The organism is Acidovorax sp. GW835-FHT14G06, assembly GCF_058793595.1.
The window spans coordinates 1-18558 of the sequence record NZ_JBXAGA010000027.1; the positions used below are offsets into that span (position 1 = coordinate 1).

Below are 18558 nucleotides of genomic sequence, written 5' to 3' on the forward strand. Positions count from 1 at the left end.
CGATCTACCAACACCACCTCCGCGCCAGTGCTAGCTTTTCGTACCGTCACTTATTGCACTGAAAACGAGGAGACCCCAGGACCCCGGCTTTGTTGCAGGCCATCACGTTGGCCTCACTGAAGAAGCCGTTGTCCGTGATCAGCGACTGCACTTCACCCAGTTCTGAGGGCAGCGCCTGGATCTGCTCCAGCGTGGGCACCACTTCGCGCTTGTCGTTGCACGCCTGGCTCACATGCCGAGTGATCACCATCATTGTTTCGGTGTCCACGCCGGCCTGCACGTTGTAACTTTGCTCAAAGCCCCCACCCGAGACGGGCATGATGCGCGACTGTTCATCCGTGAGGTTGACTTGGTCGCCATCCTTGGGGCCAGCGTGCGGTGGCTCGGGGTCTTTGCCGCGCGGCTTCTTGCCGGCCGCGCGCTGAGCTTTGCGCTTTGCGGTCTTGGCCTCGTACTCCTGCTGCTCGCCTTGGTGGCGCTCGGCCGCGCGCTGCGCGATCTTGGCCTTGGCCCGTGCGATTGCGCTCAATCGGTCTTCACGCCGGGCAATCTCTGCCGGCACGTCCATCCCATCGGGAGCAGCTGCGCGATCACTGCTCTCGGCCAGCGCCAGCAGGGTTTGCACTTCCTGGCGCAACTGCGCTTCGATCTTGTTGGCATGCCCCCAGGACAGTGCCTTGTGCTTGCTGGCGTTGGCGTTGATCTTGGTGCCGTCCAGCGCGATGTGGCCCAACTTGAGCAGCTTCATCTCGCGCGCCAGGACCAGCACCTGCACGAACAGCGCCTCTACCTCCTTCAAGAAGCGACGCCGGAATGTGGCCAGAGTATCGTGATCGGGGTGGGTGTTGGCCGCCACGTAGCGAAACGCCACCGAGTCATAGGTGGCGCGCTCGATCTTGCGGCTGGAGTGCACGCCGTTGGCGTAGCCGTAAATGAGCAGTCCCAGGAGCACGGCTGGGTGGTGCGCCGCCGAGCCCCGGCCCGCGTACTGGCGCACCAGATCGCTCAGATCGAGTTGCTCGATGACTTCGACGACAAAGCGCGCCAAGTGGTCATTGGGCAGCCATTCGTCCACCGACGGTGGTAACAGGTAGGCGGTGTCTCGATCTACGGGAACGAAGCGGCTCATCGGCGAGGTCTCGGTGATTCGGAGCCGATTGTCTCGGATGGAGTCTCTGGGCGGAAGGTGGGAAAGTCCGACAGGCTCCTAGGCAATTTTCTGACTTACGCTATGCGCCAAACCCAGGAAGATCGAGATCAGTGGAGCTTGATGCCGCTCCTTTCTACAGATGAAGTGCACCTGTGTCGCCATGCTGGTGTCTGAAATAGTTAACTTAACAAGGCGAGGATCCGGCCTGTAGGCTGTTTCCGCCACGACGCCTAGGCCCAGCCCCTCCGCCACCGCCTCTCGAACGGACTCGCGGCTGCCCATCTCCAGAGCCACCTGCACCTCGACGCCTCGCTCCTTTAGTTCTTGTTCAAACACGCGTCTGGTCGTCGATCCTTCCTCTCGGATGACGAACCTCTGACCCTGCAGATCACGCAGTTTGAGAGTGGCCCGTTGCGCGAGTGGGTGTTGGGTGTTGCCGAATATCACCAATCGCTGGGTACGGTAAGCCGCGCCAAATAGATCTGGGTGAGCGACGTGATTGAGCACCATGCCCACGTCTCCCTGGTAGTCAAGAATCTTTTCAGTGATGGTTCGCGAGTCGCCTACGCCAACAGCCACGTTGACCTGGGGGAACTGTTTCATGAACAGCTTCAACACGGGCAGCACGTTGTGCGGCCCGATGGCATGGATGACCAGTCGCCCTACGTATTGATTTTTCGCAGCAGCGAGCAGTGCGTGCGCATCTTCCTCGCCACTGAAGGTACGCCGGGTGTAGTTCAACAGAGTGCGTCCAAAGGACGTGAGTTCAAGCCGCCGCCCGCGCCGATGAAAAAGCTCCACGCCGAAGTCGACCTCCAGGCGCTGTATGTGTGAAGAAACAGTCGGTTGTTGAATAGCGAGCACTCTCGCGGCAGCGGTCATGCTGCCGGCTCGGGCCGTTGCGTCAAAGGCCTTCAAGGCTGCGAGGAGGCTGAGTCCAGACATTGATGTGATCTATGGGTGCCCTCATTTTTAGGGATGAAAGTTTCATATTCATGACACCTTGGTCACCCAGACTTGAGCTGTGCTTCCACTGAAGCTGTTTCTTCCAGAACCTCCTCTTTCCCGAGAGATACCTCTGACCACTTGAGTCCTGGTGTGCGTCTAGCGCACCACAACAAATGAAACCGAGCTATGAAAACTGCAATTCGCGAGAGCCATCTGAGCTTGCGGGGTATCACGGTGACCTATGCCGATGGTCACACAGCGCTTGCGCCCACCTCGCTGGAGGTACAGCATGGCGGGTTCCTTGTGCTGCTGGGCGCGTCGGGCGCGGGAAAGTCAACGCTGCTGCGCAGCATCAATGGCTTGGTTAGCCCCACAGACGGAGAGGTGTCGGTGGCCGATCTGCCGGGCGGCACCGTCTCAAAACGCAACCTTCTTGAGCATCGGCGCCACTGCGGCATGGTGTTCCAGCAGCACCACCTGATCGGGCGGCAAAGCGTGCTGGCCAATGTGTTGATGGGCAAGCTCGCCACCCGCGGATCTCTGGCGTCGTTGTGGCCTTGGAGCAAGGCTGACAAGCTGGAGGCGCTGGCGGCCATTGACCTGTATAGGCTTCTGATGCGACCTGCATTCAGGCAAAACGCTTGACACAAGCCATTTTTTATCGACTGATATAAAATAACGGGAGTCCGCTGCGATCCCCGCCGCGACTGCCTTGCTCGAAGGGAGATCCAAGTGGCCGTTATTGATCTTGATCGACAACTGCAAGAATTGCGAAAGGAGTTCGCCCGCACCGCTCCAGCCGGCCGGGTCGCGCTCTATGAGTCCAGGATCGAGGAACTGCGATCGACCTTTGCGAGGCACGCTGCGCTGAAGGAGGGAGACAGGGCCCCCGACTTTTCGTTGCCGGACGCCCAAGGCGGCACGGTGTCGCTGTCCGCTGCTCTCAAGCAAGGTCCTGTGGTGGTGACCTTCTATCGAGGTGGCTGGTGTCCGTACTGCAACCTCCAACTGCGGTCCTACCAGGCCTTGCTGCCCGAGTTGGCATCCTTTGGCGCAAGCATGCTGGCCATCTCACCTCAGCTTCCGGACGCATCACTGTCAACCGCGGAGCGCGAGGCGTTGACGTTTAACGTCCTGAGCGATCTGGGCAATGACGTGGCTCGCCAATTCGGGCTGGTCTATCCATTGCCGCAGGAACTGCGCGATGCCTTGAGTTCCAGCAACAAGGCGCTGCCGAGCATAAATGGGGACGCCAGTTGGGAGCTGCCCGTTCCCGCCACCTATGTGATCACGCCGAACCAGAGGATCTCGCTGGCTTTCATCGAGGTCGATTACCGGCAGCGATTGGCCCCGCAGCGACTTCTTGCGGCGCTGCAAGAGCAGGCGGTTACGTGACGCAGGCCGTCGACTTGGTGCAAGAAGCGGTAGTCGGACCGGCTGCCGCGTCGTGGCCTCAGAGATCATCCCGGAACGTCTTGCGCGGATTCTGCTGGGCCGGGCTCAGCGTCACGATCTTTGCGGGCTGGTTCGTCGTGACGCGCTTCAGTGTCACGCGCGAACTTCGCCTGTGGGATGTGACCGCGCTGCGGTTCGGCATCGGTGCCGTCATTCTTCTTCCAGTGCTGTTGCGGGGAAAGAGACGCCTATCAGCCAAGGAATGGCGTGAGGGGCTGGTCTATGCCTGCCTTTGGGGGTTGCCCTTCGTCCTGGCGGTCGCGCTCGGCCTGCAGCTCACGTCGGCCGGCCGCGCGGCAGCGATAGCGCCGACCCTGATGCCGGTATTCGCCGGCGCCTTCGCGTGGATTTTCCTGAAAGAGAAACAGGGCCGCGCGCGCTGGTGTGGCTACCTCGCCATCATCATCGGACTGGTGTTCATGGTTGCAGGCGGTGTTTCCGCTCACGGTGGCATGAACCCGATGGGCCTCATCGCCCTGATGACTGCCGCTGCCATGTGGGCCGTCTACACGCTGCTTTTTCGGCGCAGCGCCCTGACACCTGTGCAGGCCGCAGCCCTGATCTGCTTCTGGTCGGCCATCCTCTTCCTGCCGATCTATATTTTTGGCGGGCTCAGTCGCCTCGCCATGGCCTCACCCAGCGAGATCGGCTTGCAGGCCGTCTATCAGGGCGTCCTGATGAGCGGCGTTGCGATCGTTTCCTTCAATCGCTCTGTCGCGCTTCTGGGCCCATCTGCGGCCACAGCCATCATCGCCCTGATTCCGGTCGTTGCTTCGCTGGCCGCCATTCCCGTACTTGGAGAGCTGCCGTCTGGTGGAGAGTGCGTTGCACTTGCCGTCGTTGTTGGCGGCGTGCTCTTGGCAGCACGTCCTGCCCGTAAAGCAGCGAAGCCATCGATTTCCGCAACCACGAGGCATACACCATGATCCGGTTCTACTTTCATCCGACCCCCAACCCCGCAAAGATCGCGCTCTTTCTGGAGGAGACCGGTCTGGCCTACGAAGCCTTGCCGGTCGACACAAGCAAGGGCGAGCAGCATGCGCCCGCCTTTCGTGCGATCAATCCGAACGGCAAGGTACCGGCCATCGTCGATACCGAGGGGCCGGGCGGCAACGAAGTCAGGGTCTTCGACTCGACCGCCATCCTGATCTATCTGGCGGAAAAGACCGGCCAGCTTCTGGGCACGTCCGAGGATCGGCCGGAGTTGCTGTCCTGGCTGCTCTTCATCGCCTCGGGATTGGGGCCGTTCTCCGGGCAGGCGGTGCACTTCCAGTTCGCCGCGCCCGAGGGCTTGGACTACGCGGCCAATCGTTACCGCCGCGAGGCGGAGCGGCACTATCAGGTTCTCAACGATCACCTGTCCGGACGCGAGTTCATCGTCGGCAGCGGTTTCACGATCGCCGACATCTCCGCCTGGGGCTGGCTCGATCGCGCTTCCCGCGTGCGCAAGGGCGCCGAGGATCCTCTGGGGCCCTTTCCCGAACTGAAGCGGTGGTTCGCAGGCGTGGATGCGCGTCCGGCGGTCGCTCGCGCCCGGGCGCTCGCCAAGAGCCATGCGTTCAAGGCGATCAACGACGAGGAGACCAAGCGTGCGCTCTTCCCGTCGAACTATCCCCCTGCATCGGCGCAAGGAGTTTGAAATGGAACTGAAGAACAAGCGGGTCCTCGTCACGGGCGGATCGAGCGGGATCGGCCTCGCGCTGGCCCATGCGCTGATCGCGCGAGGCGCCAGGGTGGTCATCACCGGAAGGCGCAGAAGCGTCCTGGACGATGCACTGCGCAGCCTTGACTCGGCGACGGGCGTCTGCGCTGACGTGGGAAGTCCCGAGGGACGCGCGGCCACGCTGGACCAGGCGATACAGACGCTGGGCGGACTCGACATCCTCGTCAACAACGCCGGCGGCGTGCGGGCTGGCCGGCTGGAGAACACCACGGAAGCCGATATCGAGCAGATGGTGATCGTCGACTTGCTCGCGCCAGTCTTGTTGACCCGCGCGGCGCTCCCCGCTCTGCGGGCCAGCGGAGATGCCATGGTGGTGAATGTCGCCTCCGGCATTGCCCTGGTCGGCGCACCCTTCTATGCAACGTATGCCGCGGTGAAAGCAGGTCTGGCTCGCTTTGGCGAGGCGCTCAGGCGCGAGCTCAAGGGCGAAGGCATTCATGTGTTGACGGCCTATCCTGGAGGCACGGACACGCCGATGATGAAGTCGAATCGCGCTGGTCCCGAACTGGGGTTTTCGCGCGAGCCTGCTTCTGCGGTGGCCGATGCCATCGTCGCCGGGATCGAGGCGAACGCTTTCGAGGTCATCCGGGGCGGGGAGGCGAGAGCCCAGATGATTGCGCTCAACCGTAACGATCCGGTAGCGGTCGATGCGAGATTCCTGACGCTCAAGAGCGCGCTGGAAGAGGCGGTCAAGGACCACAGCGCATTGTGACGACGCGGCATCAAGCACCGCATCCACTCACGAAGCCAACCACGAACCGATCCAGGAACGATCATGGCGCGCCCCAGAGAGTTTGACGAAGCAGTGGCCCTCGATGCCGCGATTCAATGCTTCTGGTCGAGGGGCTACGAAGCCACCTCGGTGCGGGACCTGGCCGACGCGATGGGTATCGCCGGCCCCAGTCTGTACAACACGTTTGGCGACAAACGCACGCTGTACCGGCAGGCGCTCGAACACTATGTCGAGCGAGGCTTTTGCGATCGGGTCCGGCGCTTCGAGTCCCAGTTGGCACCTCGTGCGGCCATCGGTGCGTTCTTCGATGAGATCATCGAATTGTCGCTGGCCGACGACCAGCGCAAGGGATGCCTGATCGTGAACTCGGCACTGGAGCTGGCACCTCACGACGCGGAGTTTCAGGCTGCACTGGCCGCTGTCTTGCGCGACATGGAGGCCTTCTTCTACCGTTGCGTCAAGGCCGGCCAAGATGCCGGCGCGATCAACATCACGTTGCCGGCCGATGATCTCGCCCGGATGCTGCTCGGCTTGCTAATGGGGCTGCGCGTCCTCGCGCGATCGCGGCCAGAACCGGAATTGCTGCGTGGGCTTGTCCGGCCCGCATTGGCGCTGCTCGATGGCGCCGGCACATCTCAACGACGGAGTCGCAAATGATCGACCTCTACTATTGGCCCACGCCCAATGGCCACAAGGTCACGATGTTTCTGGAGGAGGCTGGCCTCGAATACCGCATTCATCCTGTCGACATCAGTGCGGGCGACCAGTTCAAGCCTGAGTTCCTCGCGTTCTCGCCGAACAACCGGATGCCTGCGATCATCGACATGCAGCCGGTCGACGGCGGGGAGCCCGTGACCGTCTTTGAATCGGGCGCCATCCTGGTCTATCTTGCGGAGAAAACGGGTCGCTTCATGCCGACCGACCTGCGTGAGCGCAAGGCGGTGCTGGAATGGCTCTTCTGGCAGGTCGGTGGACTCGGCCCCATGGCCGGTCAGAACCATCACTTTGGCATCTATGCGCCCGAGAAGATCCCCTATGCCATCACGCGCTACGTCAACGAGACCAATCGCCTGTACGGTGTGCTCGACCGACGCCTGGCCGTGCAGGAATATCTCGCAGGTGAAACCTATTCGATCGCGGACATGGCGACCTACCCCTGGGTGGTGCCGTGGAAGCGCCAGCAGCAGGAACTCGACGAGTTCCCCAGTCTGCGGCGGTGGTTTGATGCGATTCGCAATCGTCCCGCGACGATCAGGGCCTATGCGCGCGGCGAGCCTTTCGCATCGCGTCCTGCGGTGACGGAGGAGGGCAAGAAGCTTCTGTTCGGTCAAACTGCCGCAGGCCCGCAGGCGCGCTGATACGTTTATGGTGCACACACCAGCGATTACTCAAAGTCAAAGCAATCACGCGACGTGGGCGTGCGCCAGCTGCTGCAGGGAGCTCGGGAATTCGTGGAGATCTTTCGAGGCGCGGGCATGATATCGCTATGACCATCGAACCGTGGGCGGACGCCCAGCTATCTGAAGATATTCCTCGGCTTGCTCAGGGCGGTGAGAGCGAGACTGTGGAATTCAAGCGAGAGCTGCCAAAGCAGGTGCGGGATCTTGCCAAGGAAATCGCGGCTTTCGCTTCCAGCAGCGGGGGCCGACTCCTTCTTGGAGTGGCAGACGACGGCTCGATTCCAGGAGTCGAAAATGCACATGACCCAGCGGTTCGAGATGATCTCGGCAGAAGGATCGTGGGCGTTTGCCAGATCATCGATCCCCCCGTCCGCCCGCAGATCGGCTGGACATCGGCAAATGGGCTCGGCGTTCTCGTCATCACTGTCGAGAAGGGTTCAGAGCCTCTGTACTACGTGGATTCGCGCGCGTACATCCGGCACGGCACGGTCTCCCGACCGGCGACGGCCTCAGAGGTTCGCGCTGCCTTGACAGCTTCCATGCCCGGGGAGGCCGCAGAAGGACCCAAGAATCATCCGGAGCTGTCTGCGCTGGCCGACGTGCTCGCCAACGTGCGACGCTGGAGCGATACGGACTCCGAGATGCGAAGCCTGAAACCCTGGATTGAAGATTGGTCGGCAGATGCGGAGGTCTATGCGTCAAAGCTGCGCGACCTGTCCGTCTCCGACTGGGCCATTGAGAGCCACGTCAATGAACGGTTGGAAGCCACAGCTGAGAAGCTCGATGAAGTCGCACAGTTCCGGCACTACCTCGGCGAAGGGGAAAACTTCAACGACGTGTGCAACTCCGCAGGCTTCGCTGCTGCGGAGTTGATGCGCGATCTGGTCGATCCTATCGAGGTCAGCGATGAGACACAGCGAAAAGTCCTGGAGGCGATTGCCAAACTTGCCCGCAAGTTGACCCAAATGTGGGACCGTGCCAACAAAGAGATCTTCGATGGGCGTGTCGAGAAAGCCCAGCAGGAAACCTATGGCATCGGCCAGCAAATCGCCACTTGGACCTATTTCAGGCTGTCTGTTGTGCCGGAAAGCACGCTGGCCGATCTGCGCCGAATCGGTCTTAGCCTGCTCCAACTGGTGTCCATGAGGGTCTACATGGATGGCGGCGCTTCACTACAGCGCATCGTCGATGATGCTCAGACTCTTGTGAAAGAGCTGAATGCGAACGTCGAGAGTTTCCTGCAGTTCGATCGCTGAGTACTGTGTGCGCCGCCGTTTGCCCTTGGGCGGCTGCGGGCCACGGCTGCCAGAGGCGTGCTCGCTCCAGCGGTACGGTGACCGTGCGCGCACTCAGCGTCTATGCGCTGGCGCGCGCCTCAGGTCGCCGGGAAGCACAATCCCCAGGCTCCCATGCAACTCCTGACATGGATGCGGTCCGTAGCTACCCGGAACCCGAATACCCTCTAAACCCGCGTCAGATATGGGTTTGCGTCCGTCCGATGCAAATCGAAAGTCCTTGACAGCGGACATTTTTTAGGATGTCGCGCTCCTCGGTCAGACGCTTGATCTCGGCCTTCAGTCGCCGGACCTCCGCCGAGTCCTTCGCCGTCGGCAGCAGTGCCGCCTCCGCGCCGTCGGCATTGGCAGCGCTCTTCGCCTTGCGCAGCCACTCGTACAGGCTGTGGGTGGAGACCCCGAGCCGCTGGGCCACATCGGCCACCCGGAAGCCACGTTCGGTTACCTGCTTGACCGCTTCGGCCTTGAACTCATCCGTGTACTGCCTGTTGCTCATAAACACCTCTGTCGTTGCCATGAATTATGGCTCCTAGGTGTCTACGAAAGGCTGGCCGGTCCAGACCTCCGTTTTGTACAAGCCGTTGATAGTTTCAGCCAGGGCGTTGTCATAGGAGTCGCCGGTGCTGCCCACCGAAGGCATCAGGCCAGCTTCCTCCAAGCGCTCTGTGTAGCGAATGGACACGTACTGACTCCCCCTGTCGGAGTGATGAATCAGCTTTTCATCGCTTGAAGGATGCCGTGCGTAGAGAGCTTGCTCCAATGCATCCACAACAAAGTCAGTGCGCATGTGGCTGCTGACTCGCCAACCCACAATCCGGCGGGCATAGACATCAATCACAAAGGCCGCAAACATCTGACCTTGCCATGTCGATACATAGGTAAAGTCTGCAACCCAAAGCTGGTTAGGACGTTGGGCTGTGAACTGGCGGTTGACGAGGTCTAGTGGGCATGGCCTTGCCACATCTGGGCGTGTTGTGCACACCTTCTTGCCACGCCGCGCACCCTCCAACCCTAGCTTGCGCATCAGGCGCTGCACCGTGCAGCGGGCAATAGGCAAGCCCTCTCGATGCATTTGCTTCCAGACTTTGATCACCCCATAAACTTGCCAGTTTGCATGCCATACACGTTGGATATGACCGCAACTCTCTTCGTCTGATTGGCTGCGCTTGCAGCGCAGCCATGGGCAGTTTCTTTGTTGAACCCTGCGTCTGTAGCCCGATGGGGCAATTTGCAGCAGTCGGCAAATTGGCTCGACCCCATAGGCATCACGGTACTTGTCTACAAAGTCAATCAGCTCTTGATGCGACGGTCCAGCTCCGCCTGCGCAAAAAAAGCGCTCGCAGCCTTGAGTATGTCATTGGCACGCCGCAACTCCTTGTTCTCCCGCTCCAGTTGCTTGAGCCGCTCACGTTCATCTGTAGTCAAACCCGGTCGTTGGCCTGCATCTATTTCTTTGCGCTGTACCCATCCATGCAGGGTACTGACAGAGCAGCCAATCTTGGGGGCAATCGATTCGCATGCACCCCACAGTGATGCGTAATCCGCTTGGCACTCCTGCACCAAACGTACGGCACGTTCACGTACCTCAGGGCTAAAACGAGCAGCTTTAGTGTTCATGACTCAATCCTCTCGGGGTTCTAAGCCAGAACCGCCGAAATTTCCGTCATCCCAGCTCCAGCCCCGCCACGAGCGCATCCAGGTCGATCATCTTGCCGTCGCTCTGGAAGGTGTAATGCCCGTTCAGCAGGATGTGCCGCCAGGCCGCCGGCGATATCTGGGTCAGGAGAGCGTGCGCCTTGGCGTTGCCGCTCGCCTCGTACTTCATCAGCAGCCGCGAGAGGATGGCCGAGTTGTAGAAGATGACCGCGTTGGCGATCAGCCTGGCGCACTGGTTGCTGATCTCAATTTCGATGTCGGTGCGCCCGGTCAATTCCTTCTTGCCGCCGACCTGGGCGATGGTTGAGCGTAGCTGGTGATAGGACTCGATGCGGTTCTGTGAGCGGTGAACGTTGCGCTCCAGTTGCGGATCGCGCAGGTAGCGCAGCGTGTAGATGCTGCGGATGAGCTTGTCGAACTCGAACACCGCGCGCCGCGTGGGGTTCGGCGCGGTGTAGGTGCATAGCTTGCGGATCAGCGTGCCCTGCGTCATCTCCTTCAGTCCGAGCGTGGCGACAATCTGGTCGAGGTTCGGCTTCTCGCTGACTATGAGATCGCGGTCGATTCTCCCGGCCGGCCGGATCAGGCACTGATCGTACAGCGCCGGATCGTCGGCACTGTAGAGTTCCTTCAACTGATCGCCAAGGTCGGTGAAGCGCGGCTCGAAACGCAGGCCGAACCAGTGCAGGATAGCGAAGTTGGCCTTGTTGACGCTGTGCATGTCGCCGGTGATCGCGGTCGGCACGATGTCCGACGTGTTGCGATACCAGATGTCGAACACGTGATGGGCCTCGTAATCGTGCGCGCCGATCAGGTAGCCGTTGAGCGGCACGTGGTTGCACAGCAGCGTGTAGGCGACCACGCCCTTGCCGCGCCCAAAGTATTTGCGCGAGTGGCGCGCTTTCACGGTCGGCCGCTCGACGCCGAATTTCTGACCATCGACGGCACCGTACAGTGCATCGAGGTCGAACGAGTAGTACGGGAAGATCGGCAGCGCGGCGATGGCGTTGCTGATGCAGTCGTTGGCCGCGTGCAGCGTTGCGTGGCGCAGGTACTGTTGGTAGGCGCTCTCCAGCACGTGGTACGGGATGTCGCTGGTGCGTGCCATGACCTGGTTGCCGTGGTTCATCGCCTGCGCGATGATGACCGCCATCAGGCTGTCGGCGTCGGCGACCTTCTTCGCATAGCGCGGCTGCAAAGGCGTCAGCGCCGACAGGAACTGGCACTGGCCGTTGACGAAGCGGAACACGTCGGCCACGTCGCAGAACGGCAGTTGCTCGTAGAACGCCTTCTCGCGCGCCTTCTGGTTCTCGCCCTTGGGCTTGCGCCATGTCAGCTTCTGCGTGTCCTTGTCGTATTCTAGGTGCGTCAGCTTGCCCTGCTTCAGCTCGCGGTTGAAGGCCAGCCACTGAGCGCGCAGCTCGGTCGCGAGCGCATCGAGCTGGGCATCGAGTGGCTGCCGCAGGAACGGGATGTCGATCTGCGCCAGCACGGCGGCCTTCTCATCCAGCGAAACCAGCTCGTCGGAAAAATGCCGGTGCTGCAAGCTGTCGTCGAGGTAGAGTTCACCCGACTGGAAGCGCTTCCTGACCTGGCGGTACAGCCAGAACTCGTAGCGGTCGGCATGCAGGTCCGTCGGCTTGCCATCGGCATCGAAGGTCAGCAGGTACGGTCGCAAGCGTTTCGGCAGCGTGGCCGCTGGACATTCGGCGAGCGGCCGTTGCGATAGGCGCTGCTGTTTGGCGAACACGTCCTTGGCCCAGGCCAGCGCCACGAGCCACGGGCTGCCCGGATCAGTGCCAGCGAGGTCGAGCGCGACATACAGCGGCCGAAGATGGCGGCGGATGCGCTCAGCCAGGCCGTCCACCGCCTGCCAGTGCAAAGCCAGCTTGCTCACCGGCTTCACGCTCATGCGCTGCGCGGTGGTTTGCAGCGTATCGCGGGGCATGATTTTGTAGGCGCGCTGGCGCACATCGCCGAACGGCGTGGGATCGGGCACGCTGTCGTCGATGTAAAGCGACAGCAGGCGGCCGACCTGCGGTGTGTCTTGCTGACGGCGCACCTGCTCGGCGACAAAGGATTGCTTTGCGCCCGCACTGCTTTCGTCCTCCAACTGCTTCATGTGGTAGGCCATCGCATCGACCAGGTTGTCGGAAAGCTGCCGGTAGCGCACCCAGGCATAGCAAAGCAGGTAGAGGTAGGTCTGATCGGCCTTCAGGTTGCGTAGATCGTGGACGGTGTAGAAGTTCGCCAGGCTGGCGTAGTACAGCAGATTCTGCTGCGAGACGCCGAGCTTGGGCAGCAGCGCCTTGGCGATCCGGTGCAGCGGCTCCAGCGTGGCGCGCTTTTCGCGTTCGCGGGCCATCTGACGCCAGCCAAAGTCCTTGGCGTCCTGCTTGAGCGCCGCCAATTGCGACAGGGTGTCGTCACGCACTAGAAGCCGACCCAGCGCGGCCTTGGCCGATTCGTCCAACACTTCCGACAGCAGGCCAGCCAGCCGCCGACGCTCGGCGGACAGGGCTTCGCTCACCAGCTCTTGCAGGGTGGTATAGCCGGGCCGGATGATCTTGTGCTCGTTTAGCCAGACGATCAGCTCGGCGGCGATGAACCCCGGCATCACGTCGCGCCGCACGGTCTGCGCGGCCTGCTGCGCGAGCTGCGCCAGGAACTCGGCCGCCCACGGCCGGTAGCCGAACAGATCGGCAATCCACTCGCGCTGGGTGTAGTGCTCGTGCTTGGAGATTGGCTTGTGCTCGAAGGACTCGCCGTGGAAGTAGCGGCTCAGCACGAAGGCGCAATCGTGCTCGACCTCACTCCAGTCGAAGCGGAAGAAGGCATACTTGGCCTTGAAGTAACCGATCTGCAAGATGCAATAGACCTGGGCATGGAGACCAGGCCGGCTGCTGGCGAGCGCCAGTTCGGTTTCAGTCAACGCCAAGTATTCCAGCCGCTGGGCGTCGTCGAAGTCCGGCAGGCCGTACAGGGCTTCCTGCTCGGCGTCCGACAGGACGGTCAATCGTTCGCTCTTGGTCGTCATCGCGATGACGCTCCACGAGAGCCCGTCCAACCAACCCGTGCCAGGGTCTCGATCAGCGTGGTTCGCTTGACGCCGAAGTTGCGGCACACCGCCGCCTTGGACATGCCGCCATCGAGCGCAGCGACGATGGCCTCCAGCTTCTCGCCGGTGATCGCCTGCGGCCGGCCGCCGATCCGGCCGCGTTTGCGGGCGGCAGCCAGACCGGCGACGACACGTTCCTGGATCAAGGCGCGTTCGTACTGCGCGAGCGCGCCGAACACCTGGAACAGAAACTCGCCCGAGGGCGTCGTGGTATCCAGGTTCTCCGTCAGCGAGCGGAACGCCACCTGCTTTTTCTTGAGCGAGGTCACGATGGCGAGCAAGTGCGACAACGAACGGCCGAGCCGGTCGAGCTTCCACACGACCAACACGTCGCCAGGGCGAACGAATTCGAGCGCCCGCGCCAGGCCCGCGCGGTCGTCCTTCGCGCCGGAAGCATGATCCTCGAACAGATGCCGCGCATCGACGCCGACGGCGAGCAGCGCATCGCGCTGCAAGTTCGTGCTCTGGCGGTCGGAGTCCGACGACACGCGCATGTAACCTACCAACATAAGCGGAAAACCATTAAGACGAGGTTTCCGTATGGTAGCGTCTGGCGACAGAGTTTTCCGCACAATTTTGCGGCCACTCGGAGGTTGGTGCAGAGGACCGTTTGTCGTTTTCAGAAGACGGCTGCGCCAAATGTCAGAAGCCGAATGCACTACAGCAGCAAAGGGGGTTGAACCCATCAGGGAATGACGGGCGGCAGGCGGCCAGGAGCGGCCGGTCATCAAGCGCTCCGGATAGCGGCCACCCCGGCGGGAGGATATGCTATACGCCTGTGCCCGGAATCGATCAGACCACACACCATGCCAGCTGCTGCTTTACCTGCGTTGTTATCTTGCCTTGCGCGATATTTCTTATTCTAAACAGAAGGTTGCAGAACATGTTATCCGACATCCCGATGTTATGCGGCAGAACTGTCGCCCTAAACCCCCTTTTGTAAAAGATGATATACTCTCGTTTCGTTTTTAAATCCGCCAACGTGATCAAAAGAAATAAAACAGCCTGAGTCCTTATGTAATTTTAGGTCTCAGGCTGTTAATGTCTGTCTGCGTGACAGGGCTTATTTTCGAACTAAGATAAAGCAGGTCACGAGTTTGCAGTCATTGGATGTTCTGTTTTTTCATTTTATGTCATTTGGTCAATTCTTACATTTTCAGGGCTTGTTTTACGGTTTCCTTCAGAGGGGTCAAGGATCCGATCAGTTTTTGCAGATCATCTGATGTTTTGGACGCTTCTCCTTTGGAAATCGCGTCATAGATCGCTGCCGTAATTTCAGCAAACGGCTCAGGGACACCAGCGTTTACGAGGAAATTTTTCTCTTCTTCGAATGAGACAGGCTGATGCACGACTTTTTTGCCGGAAACCTCGGAGAGAATTTGGGCAAGTTCATCAAAGGTCCACGGTTGATTGGAAACAAGGTTATACGTTTTGTTTTCATGCCCTTCCTCTGTAAGAACCGTTGCGGCAGCCAAAGCAAGTTCATTGCGTGTTACTGAATTAACGATCCCGCTTCCCGCATTCGTAACAATTGCTCCAGACTCTATGGATGCGCGCAGCCCCTCATTTACAAAAAAGTCCGTATATAAGGCATTACGCAGGAAAGTATACGGGATATTGGTCGTACGGATGGCATATTCCGTTGCTAAATGTACGTGTGCAAGGGGAATTATTGATTCCTCAGCAAAGGCATATCCTGTGTAAGCAATATGTTTGACTCCCGCATCTCTGGCAGCTTTTACGACATTTGCATGTTGAACGATAAGAAGCGTATTATCATAATGCGGACCTGAGATAAAGAGCAGCTTGGAGACACCTGCAAAAGCCTTTTGAAGAGATTCCGGTTGATTATAGTCGCCATGGCGAACTTCCACGCCTTGATCGGCAAGAGTAGAGGCTTTTTCAACATTACGCACGATGGCAATGATTTGACTGGCGGGAACTTTTTTGAGCAAATGTTGAATCACAAGCCCACCGAGTTGACCAGTAGCACCTGTAACCGCAATTGACATAATCATTTCTCCTTTTTTTCTAAAAATTTTTTGAATAAATAACATCATCTAGGTGGCGGAAGCCAAAAATAAACGAAGGCGGCCGCAATTGAAGACTGGATTGAGGAATGACTGTTTATTATGTATTTCGGCCATTCTTGCCCACCATTATAATTGCATCAGAAATGTAAATCAAATCTTATGCCTGTGCTGCTAAACAAGGTGAATGCCTCCTATCATTTTGTCGCGCCTATCATAGATAAGGCCGTGCAATCAAAATTTTTACAAGTCAACTCCTCTTTTTAGCTTTTTAATAGTTTGCCGCTGTTGTTCAACTCATGAAAAAGTTATTTTCTCTTTCCCTAAACTAGATAAACCTATGATGCTTCGTGTTTTTTATATATGATAGAGATTTTTTGTGTGAGCGTCAAGTACAATTGAACAAATTTCGCCAAATAAATTTAGATGCCAGATTTGGCGTTGCGTATGCTCACAGAAAATCGATAGCCGCAAGACTGTTTTTGGCAACTCATAGCCACTACAATTTCTCCTTCATACCGTAGAGGAGATTGCGCGTGAAGAACTGGATATTTCTGGCTGTTGCAATCTTTGGCGAGGTCATCGCAACTTCCGCACTGAAGTCTAGCCATGGATTCACTAGGTTAGTTCCTTCCGTTGTAGTTGTGGCTGGCTACGGGCTTGCGTTCTATTTCTTGTCTCTCGCGCTCAAGTCCATTCCGGTCGGTATTGCTTACGCTGTATGGGCTGGGCTTGGCATCGTGCTTGTGGCAGCTATTGCTTGGATTTTCCATGGCCAAAAACTAGACTTCTGGGCGTTCATTGGCATGGGACTTATCGTCAGTGGCGTCGCCGTTCTAAACCTGCTATCCAAGGTCAGCGCACATTGACCGGGTTGGCATCTAACAATTCATTCAAGCCGACGCCGCTTCGCGGCGCGGCTTAATTCAGGCGTTGAACGACAGCTTCCGTCAAAGCTGGACGGCTGCATCGGGTCGACACCGGCAATCGGATCGTTGCCGCACTGAACAGCCTCGTTCCAGGTCGCCGCTACTATGCGGCTGAACCTCGGGAGAGCAGCTTTACGCCGTCTGGTCGCAGCTCTCCCTTGGGTGACACATGCCGGTAGAGCGTCTGCCGGGTAATCCCCAGTTCTTCGCAGAGATCGCCCACCTTGGTTTCCGGTTGCCCCATGCTGGCCATCGCCAGGCGTAGCTTGGCGGCGGTCATCTTGAAGGGGCGCCCCCCTTTCCTGCCGCGAGCGCGCGCCGAGACAAGCCCGGCGACCGTTCGCTCGGAAATCAACTCCCGCTCGAACTCTGCCAGCGCAGCAAAAATGCCGAACACAAGCTTGCCGGCGGCAGTCGTCGTGTCGACCGCTGCACCGTGACCGGTCAGGACCTTCAGTCCCACGCTACGCGCAGTCAGGTCGTGCACGGTATTGATCAGGTGGCGCAGATCGCGGCCGAGCCGATCGAGCTTCCATACGATCAGCGTATCCCCTTCACGAAGCGCCTTCAGGCAAGCAGCCAACCCTGGGCGATCATCGCGTCGGCCTGATGCCAGATCCTCGTAGAGATGGGCAGGACTCACGCCGGCGCCGATGAGCGCATCGCGCTGCAAATTGGTGGATTGGGATCCGTCCGCTTTCGACACCCGCATATAGCCGATCAACATCTCTTCGCCTGTCACATATACGTTCGATTATGTGACAGTGTGAGCCAGAACGTGCCGGTCGTCAAAAATTGTCACTTAACCCGTAATTCTGTCTAAGGCATACAAAGGGTGTTTATGGTTAGTAAAGTGACGGCGCAAGACAGCATCGTGCAGGGGACTCCTGAGCAATCCCATCCCCTCGCGGCGGCTCGTGCATACGACTACTGAACAGGTCGTGTCAGCAGTCCTATGCACTCGGTACGGCCAACCCAATGAACCGGTGCAGTCGCCTTCTGAAAACGACACCGTTGAAGGCCTGTCGAAAAACAAATGTTTTCCGACAGGCCTTGGCCTAGCGCACGCCCGCCTTGCAGCGTTCTGTGAATAGCGCTTAGTAATGACGGCGTATATACTTTGTTAGTATCAAGTGGCAGGAGGCCCCGATCATGTCAAAACAAGCCGTTTTCACGATGAAGCTGGAGCCTGAGTTGCGCGCCGAGTTTATGGCCGAAGCCGAGGCGGCCCATCGCCCGGCGTCGCAAGTGCTGCGCGAGCTGATGCGCGAGTTCGTTCAGCGCCAGCGCGAGTCGCGCGAGTACGACGAGTTCCTGCGCCGCAAGGTCGAAGCCGGCCGGGCTTCGATGCGCGCTGGATTGGGGCGGTCGAACGATGAAGTTGAGGCCGAATTCGCCGCACGGCGTGCCAGTGTGGCGAGCCAGGCGTGAGGGTTGTTTGGACGCCCGAAGCGCAGCAAGACCGTGCCGATGTGTGGGACTACATCGCAGCCGACAATCCGCGCGCGGCGGCCCGGATGGATGAGATTTTCAGCGACGCGGCCGCCCGCTTGATCCAGCACCCCATGCTGGGCAAGCCGGGAAAGATTCCCGGGACCCGCGAGTTGATCCCGCACGAAAGCTATCGCCTGGTGTATCAGATCGACGGCGAAACGGTGTGGATACTGACGCTGGTTCATACTGCCCGCCTGTGGCCGCCTGTGCGCGATTAAGAGATGATCATGGCAACAATGAAACGGCGCGTTGACAGACTGCTTTCGAGCCAGACCGCGGTCGGCGGCAGGCGGCCAGTTGCGGACGGTCAAGCATCTTCCCGGTAGCGGACGTTCAATAGTGTCTCTGACCTGCTTCGCTCCCTCTATGAAGGGAGGTCGCTGGCCCATCCGCGCACTCACAGCCTGCCAGTAGGCGCAAATTGGCAGCGCTCCGTCCGGCAGCGCACAGACTGCGGCCGTACGTCCGCGTAGGTTCGCTTCAGCAGTTTCGATTCGAAAGTTCAATGTGATTGCTGCGGGCGGTCGTCGCAGTTGCGCGGAGGCGATGATGAATCGCCCCGGGATTCGTGGAGGCTGTTTGGTTTAAGTCATGCCACCACTGCAGTGGCGTGACTGGCGAGCTGCC

General features: G+C 59.4%; 16 protein-coding genes, 3 pseudogenes and 1 other annotated feature. Of the genes and pseudogenes, 11 read left to right on the forward strand and 8 right to left on the reverse strand.

Annotated elements, in window-relative coordinates; translation table 11 throughout:
- Positions 1 to 79 precede the first annotated feature (79 nt).
- Together AC1Q64_RS24710 and AC1Q64_RS24715 are read right to left on the reverse strand one after the other, a co-directional pair.
- A pseudogene (locus tag AC1Q64_RS24710) lies at positions 80 to 1129 on the reverse strand (IS1182 family transposase); the annotation flags it as partial.
- Between the two features lie 78 nt (positions 1130 to 1207).
- Positions 1208 to 2095, reverse strand: a complete 888-nt coding sequence (locus AC1Q64_RS24715) for a LysR substrate-binding domain-containing protein (protein ID WP_066553272.1) — start codon at positions 2093 to 2095, stop codon at positions 1208 to 1210.
- 189 nt (positions 2096 to 2284) lie between these two features.
- On the opposite strand from AC1Q64_RS24715, the gene AC1Q64_RS24720 reads away from it, so the two are divergent.
- From AC1Q64_RS24720 to AC1Q64_RS24755, 8 genes are all read left to right on the forward strand, one after another.
- Positions 2285 to 2743 carry an ATP-binding cassette domain-containing protein gene (locus tag AC1Q64_RS24720; RefSeq protein ID WP_443018204.1) on the forward strand — a complete coding sequence of 153 codons (459 nt, stop codon included), beginning with the start codon at positions 2285 to 2287 and terminating at the stop codon, positions 2741 to 2743.
- An 87-nt stretch (positions 2744 to 2830) separates the two neighbouring features.
- On the forward strand, positions 2831 to 3493 hold the full coding sequence (locus AC1Q64_RS24725) for a peroxiredoxin-like family protein (RefSeq protein ID WP_013521175.1): 663 nt from the start codon (positions 2831 to 2833) through the stop codon (positions 3491 to 3493).
- The gene (locus AC1Q64_RS24730; RefSeq protein WP_013521174.1) at positions 3490 to 4479 is read left to right on the forward strand and encodes a DMT family transporter; all 990 of its coding nucleotides are present in this window, start codon (positions 3490 to 3492) and stop codon (positions 4477 to 4479) included. Before AC1Q64_RS24725 ends, AC1Q64_RS24730 begins: the two co-directional genes overlap by 4 nt.
- Entirely contained in the window at positions 4476 to 5192 is a 717-nt protein-coding gene (locus AC1Q64_RS24735; protein ID WP_013521173.1) for a glutathione S-transferase family protein, read from the forward strand. The genes AC1Q64_RS24730 and AC1Q64_RS24735 overlap by 4 nt, the downstream gene beginning before the upstream one ends.
- 1 nt (position 5193) lies before the next feature.
- Positions 5194 to 5988: an SDR family NAD(P)-dependent oxidoreductase gene (locus tag AC1Q64_RS24740; protein ID WP_013521172.1), complete on the forward strand. Its 795-nt coding sequence runs from the start codon at positions 5194 to 5196 to the stop codon at positions 5986 to 5988.
- 63 nt (positions 5989 to 6051) lie between these two features.
- Positions 6052 to 6666, forward strand: a complete 615-nt coding sequence (locus AC1Q64_RS24745) for a TetR/AcrR family transcriptional regulator (RefSeq protein ID WP_013521171.1) — start codon at positions 6052 to 6054, stop codon at positions 6664 to 6666.
- Positions 6663 to 7367: a glutathione binding-like protein gene (locus AC1Q64_RS24750; RefSeq protein WP_013521170.1), complete on the forward strand. Its 705-nt coding sequence runs from the start codon at positions 6663 to 6665 to the stop codon at positions 7365 to 7367. Before AC1Q64_RS24745 ends, AC1Q64_RS24750 begins: the two co-directional genes overlap by 4 nt.
- A 128-nt stretch (positions 7368 to 7495) precedes the next feature.
- A complete protein-coding gene (locus AC1Q64_RS24755; protein WP_020820181.1) occupies positions 7496 to 8665 on the forward strand; it encodes an AlbA family DNA-binding domain-containing protein in 1170 nt (389 codons plus the stop codon).
- A 265-nt stretch (positions 8666 to 8930) separates the two neighbouring features.
- Here AC1Q64_RS24755 and AC1Q64_RS24760 read toward each other — a convergent pair.
- The 5 genes and pseudogenes from AC1Q64_RS24760 to AC1Q64_RS24780 all read right to left on the reverse strand — a co-directional run.
- A pseudogene (locus AC1Q64_RS24760) lies at positions 8931 to 9200 on the reverse strand (transposase); the annotation flags it as partial.
- A gap of 63 nt (positions 9201 to 9263) precedes the next feature.
- Positions 9264 to 10321: pseudogene (locus tag AC1Q64_RS24765) on the reverse strand (IS3 family transposase); the annotation flags it as partial.
- Positions 9924 to 10040: a sequence feature (AL1L pseudoknot), on the reverse strand. (Overlaps the previous pseudogene by 117 nt.)
- Before the next feature lie 46 nt (positions 10322 to 10367).
- Positions 10368 to 13397: a Tn3 family transposase gene (locus AC1Q64_RS24770; RefSeq protein ID WP_492253099.1), complete on the reverse strand. Its 3030-nt coding sequence runs from the start codon at positions 13395 to 13397 to the stop codon at positions 10368 to 10370.
- Complete coding sequence (locus AC1Q64_RS24775) at positions 13394 to 13987, reverse strand: recombinase family protein (RefSeq protein WP_012435588.1); 594 nt, start codon at positions 13985 to 13987, stop codon at positions 13394 to 13396. The genes AC1Q64_RS24770 and AC1Q64_RS24775 overlap by 4 nt, the downstream gene beginning before the upstream one ends.
- A 639-nt stretch (positions 13988 to 14626) precedes the next feature.
- Positions 14627 to 15538 (reverse strand): SDR family oxidoreductase, encoded by a 912-nt coding sequence (locus AC1Q64_RS24780; protein WP_492253100.1) that lies wholly within the window; start codon positions 15536 to 15538, stop codon positions 14627 to 14629.
- A 506-nt stretch (positions 15539 to 16044) separates the two neighbouring features.
- Between AC1Q64_RS24780 and AC1Q64_RS24785 the strand changes: the two genes are divergently transcribed.
- A complete protein-coding gene (locus AC1Q64_RS24785) occupies positions 16045 to 16377 on the forward strand; it encodes a quaternary ammonium compound efflux SMR transporter QacF (protein ID WP_043876060.1) in 333 nt (110 codons plus the stop codon).
- Positions 16378 to 16540: 163 nt separating this feature from the next.
- Here the strand turns inward: AC1Q64_RS24785 and AC1Q64_RS24790 are convergent, their stop codons facing one another.
- Entirely contained in the window at positions 16541 to 17164 is a 624-nt protein-coding gene (locus AC1Q64_RS24790) for a recombinase family protein (protein ID WP_011222094.1), read from the reverse strand.
- A gap of 425 nt (positions 17165 to 17589) precedes the next feature.
- Between AC1Q64_RS24790 and AC1Q64_RS24795 the strand changes: the two genes are divergently transcribed.
- Together AC1Q64_RS24795 and AC1Q64_RS24800 are read left to right on the forward strand one after the other, a co-directional pair.
- Positions 17590 to 17868, forward strand: coding sequence for a hypothetical protein (locus tag AC1Q64_RS24795; RefSeq protein ID WP_011342941.1), 279 nt, complete (start codon positions 17590 to 17592; stop codon positions 17866 to 17868).
- Positions 17865 to 18149, forward strand: coding sequence for a type II toxin-antitoxin system RelE/ParE family toxin (locus AC1Q64_RS24800; RefSeq protein WP_011342942.1), 285 nt, complete (start codon positions 17865 to 17867; stop codon positions 18147 to 18149). The genes AC1Q64_RS24795 and AC1Q64_RS24800 overlap by 4 nt, the downstream gene beginning before the upstream one ends.
- The last annotated feature ends 409 nt before the right edge of the window (positions 18150 to 18558 follow it).

Coding starts and splice junctions, on each gene's coding strand:
- AC1Q64_RS24715 (WP_066553272.1), bottom strand. CDS start 2,095: ATGTCTGGACTCAGCCTCCTCGCAGCCTTGAAGGCCTTTGACGCAACG.
- AC1Q64_RS24770 (WP_492253099.1), bottom strand. CDS start 13,397: ATGACGACCAAGAGCGAACGATTGACCGTCCTGTCGGACGCCGAGCAG.
- AC1Q64_RS24740 (WP_013521172.1), top strand. CDS start 5,194: ATGGAACTGAAGAACAAGCGGGTCCTCGTCACGGGCGGATCGAGCGGG.
- AC1Q64_RS24755 (WP_020820181.1), top strand. CDS start 7,496: ATGACCATCGAACCGTGGGCGGACGCCCAGCTATCTGAAGATATTCCT.
- AC1Q64_RS24795 (WP_011342941.1), top strand. CDS start 17,590: ATGTCAAAACAAGCCGTTTTCACGATGAAGCTGGAGCCTGAGTTGCGC.
- AC1Q64_RS24775 (WP_012435588.1), bottom strand. CDS start 13,987: ATGTTGGTAGGTTACATGCGCGTGTCGTCGGACTCCGACCGCCAGAGC.
- AC1Q64_RS24750 (WP_013521170.1), top strand. CDS start 6,663: ATGATCGACCTCTACTATTGGCCCACGCCCAATGGCCACAAGGTCACG.
- AC1Q64_RS24790 (WP_011222094.1), bottom strand. CDS start 17,164: ATGTTGATCGGCTATATGCGGGTGTCGAAAGCGGACGGATCCCAATCC.
- AC1Q64_RS24745 (WP_013521171.1), top strand. CDS start 6,052: ATGGCGCGCCCCAGAGAGTTTGACGAAGCAGTGGCCCTCGATGCCGCG.
- AC1Q64_RS24720 (WP_443018204.1), top strand. CDS start 2,285: ATGAAAACTGCAATTCGCGAGAGCCATCTGAGCTTGCGGGGTATCACG.
- AC1Q64_RS24735 (WP_013521173.1), top strand. CDS start 4,476: ATGATCCGGTTCTACTTTCATCCGACCCCCAACCCCGCAAAGATCGCG.
- AC1Q64_RS24780 (WP_492253100.1), bottom strand. CDS start 15,538: ATGATGTTATTTATTCAAAAAATTTTTAGAAAAAAAGGAGAAATGATT.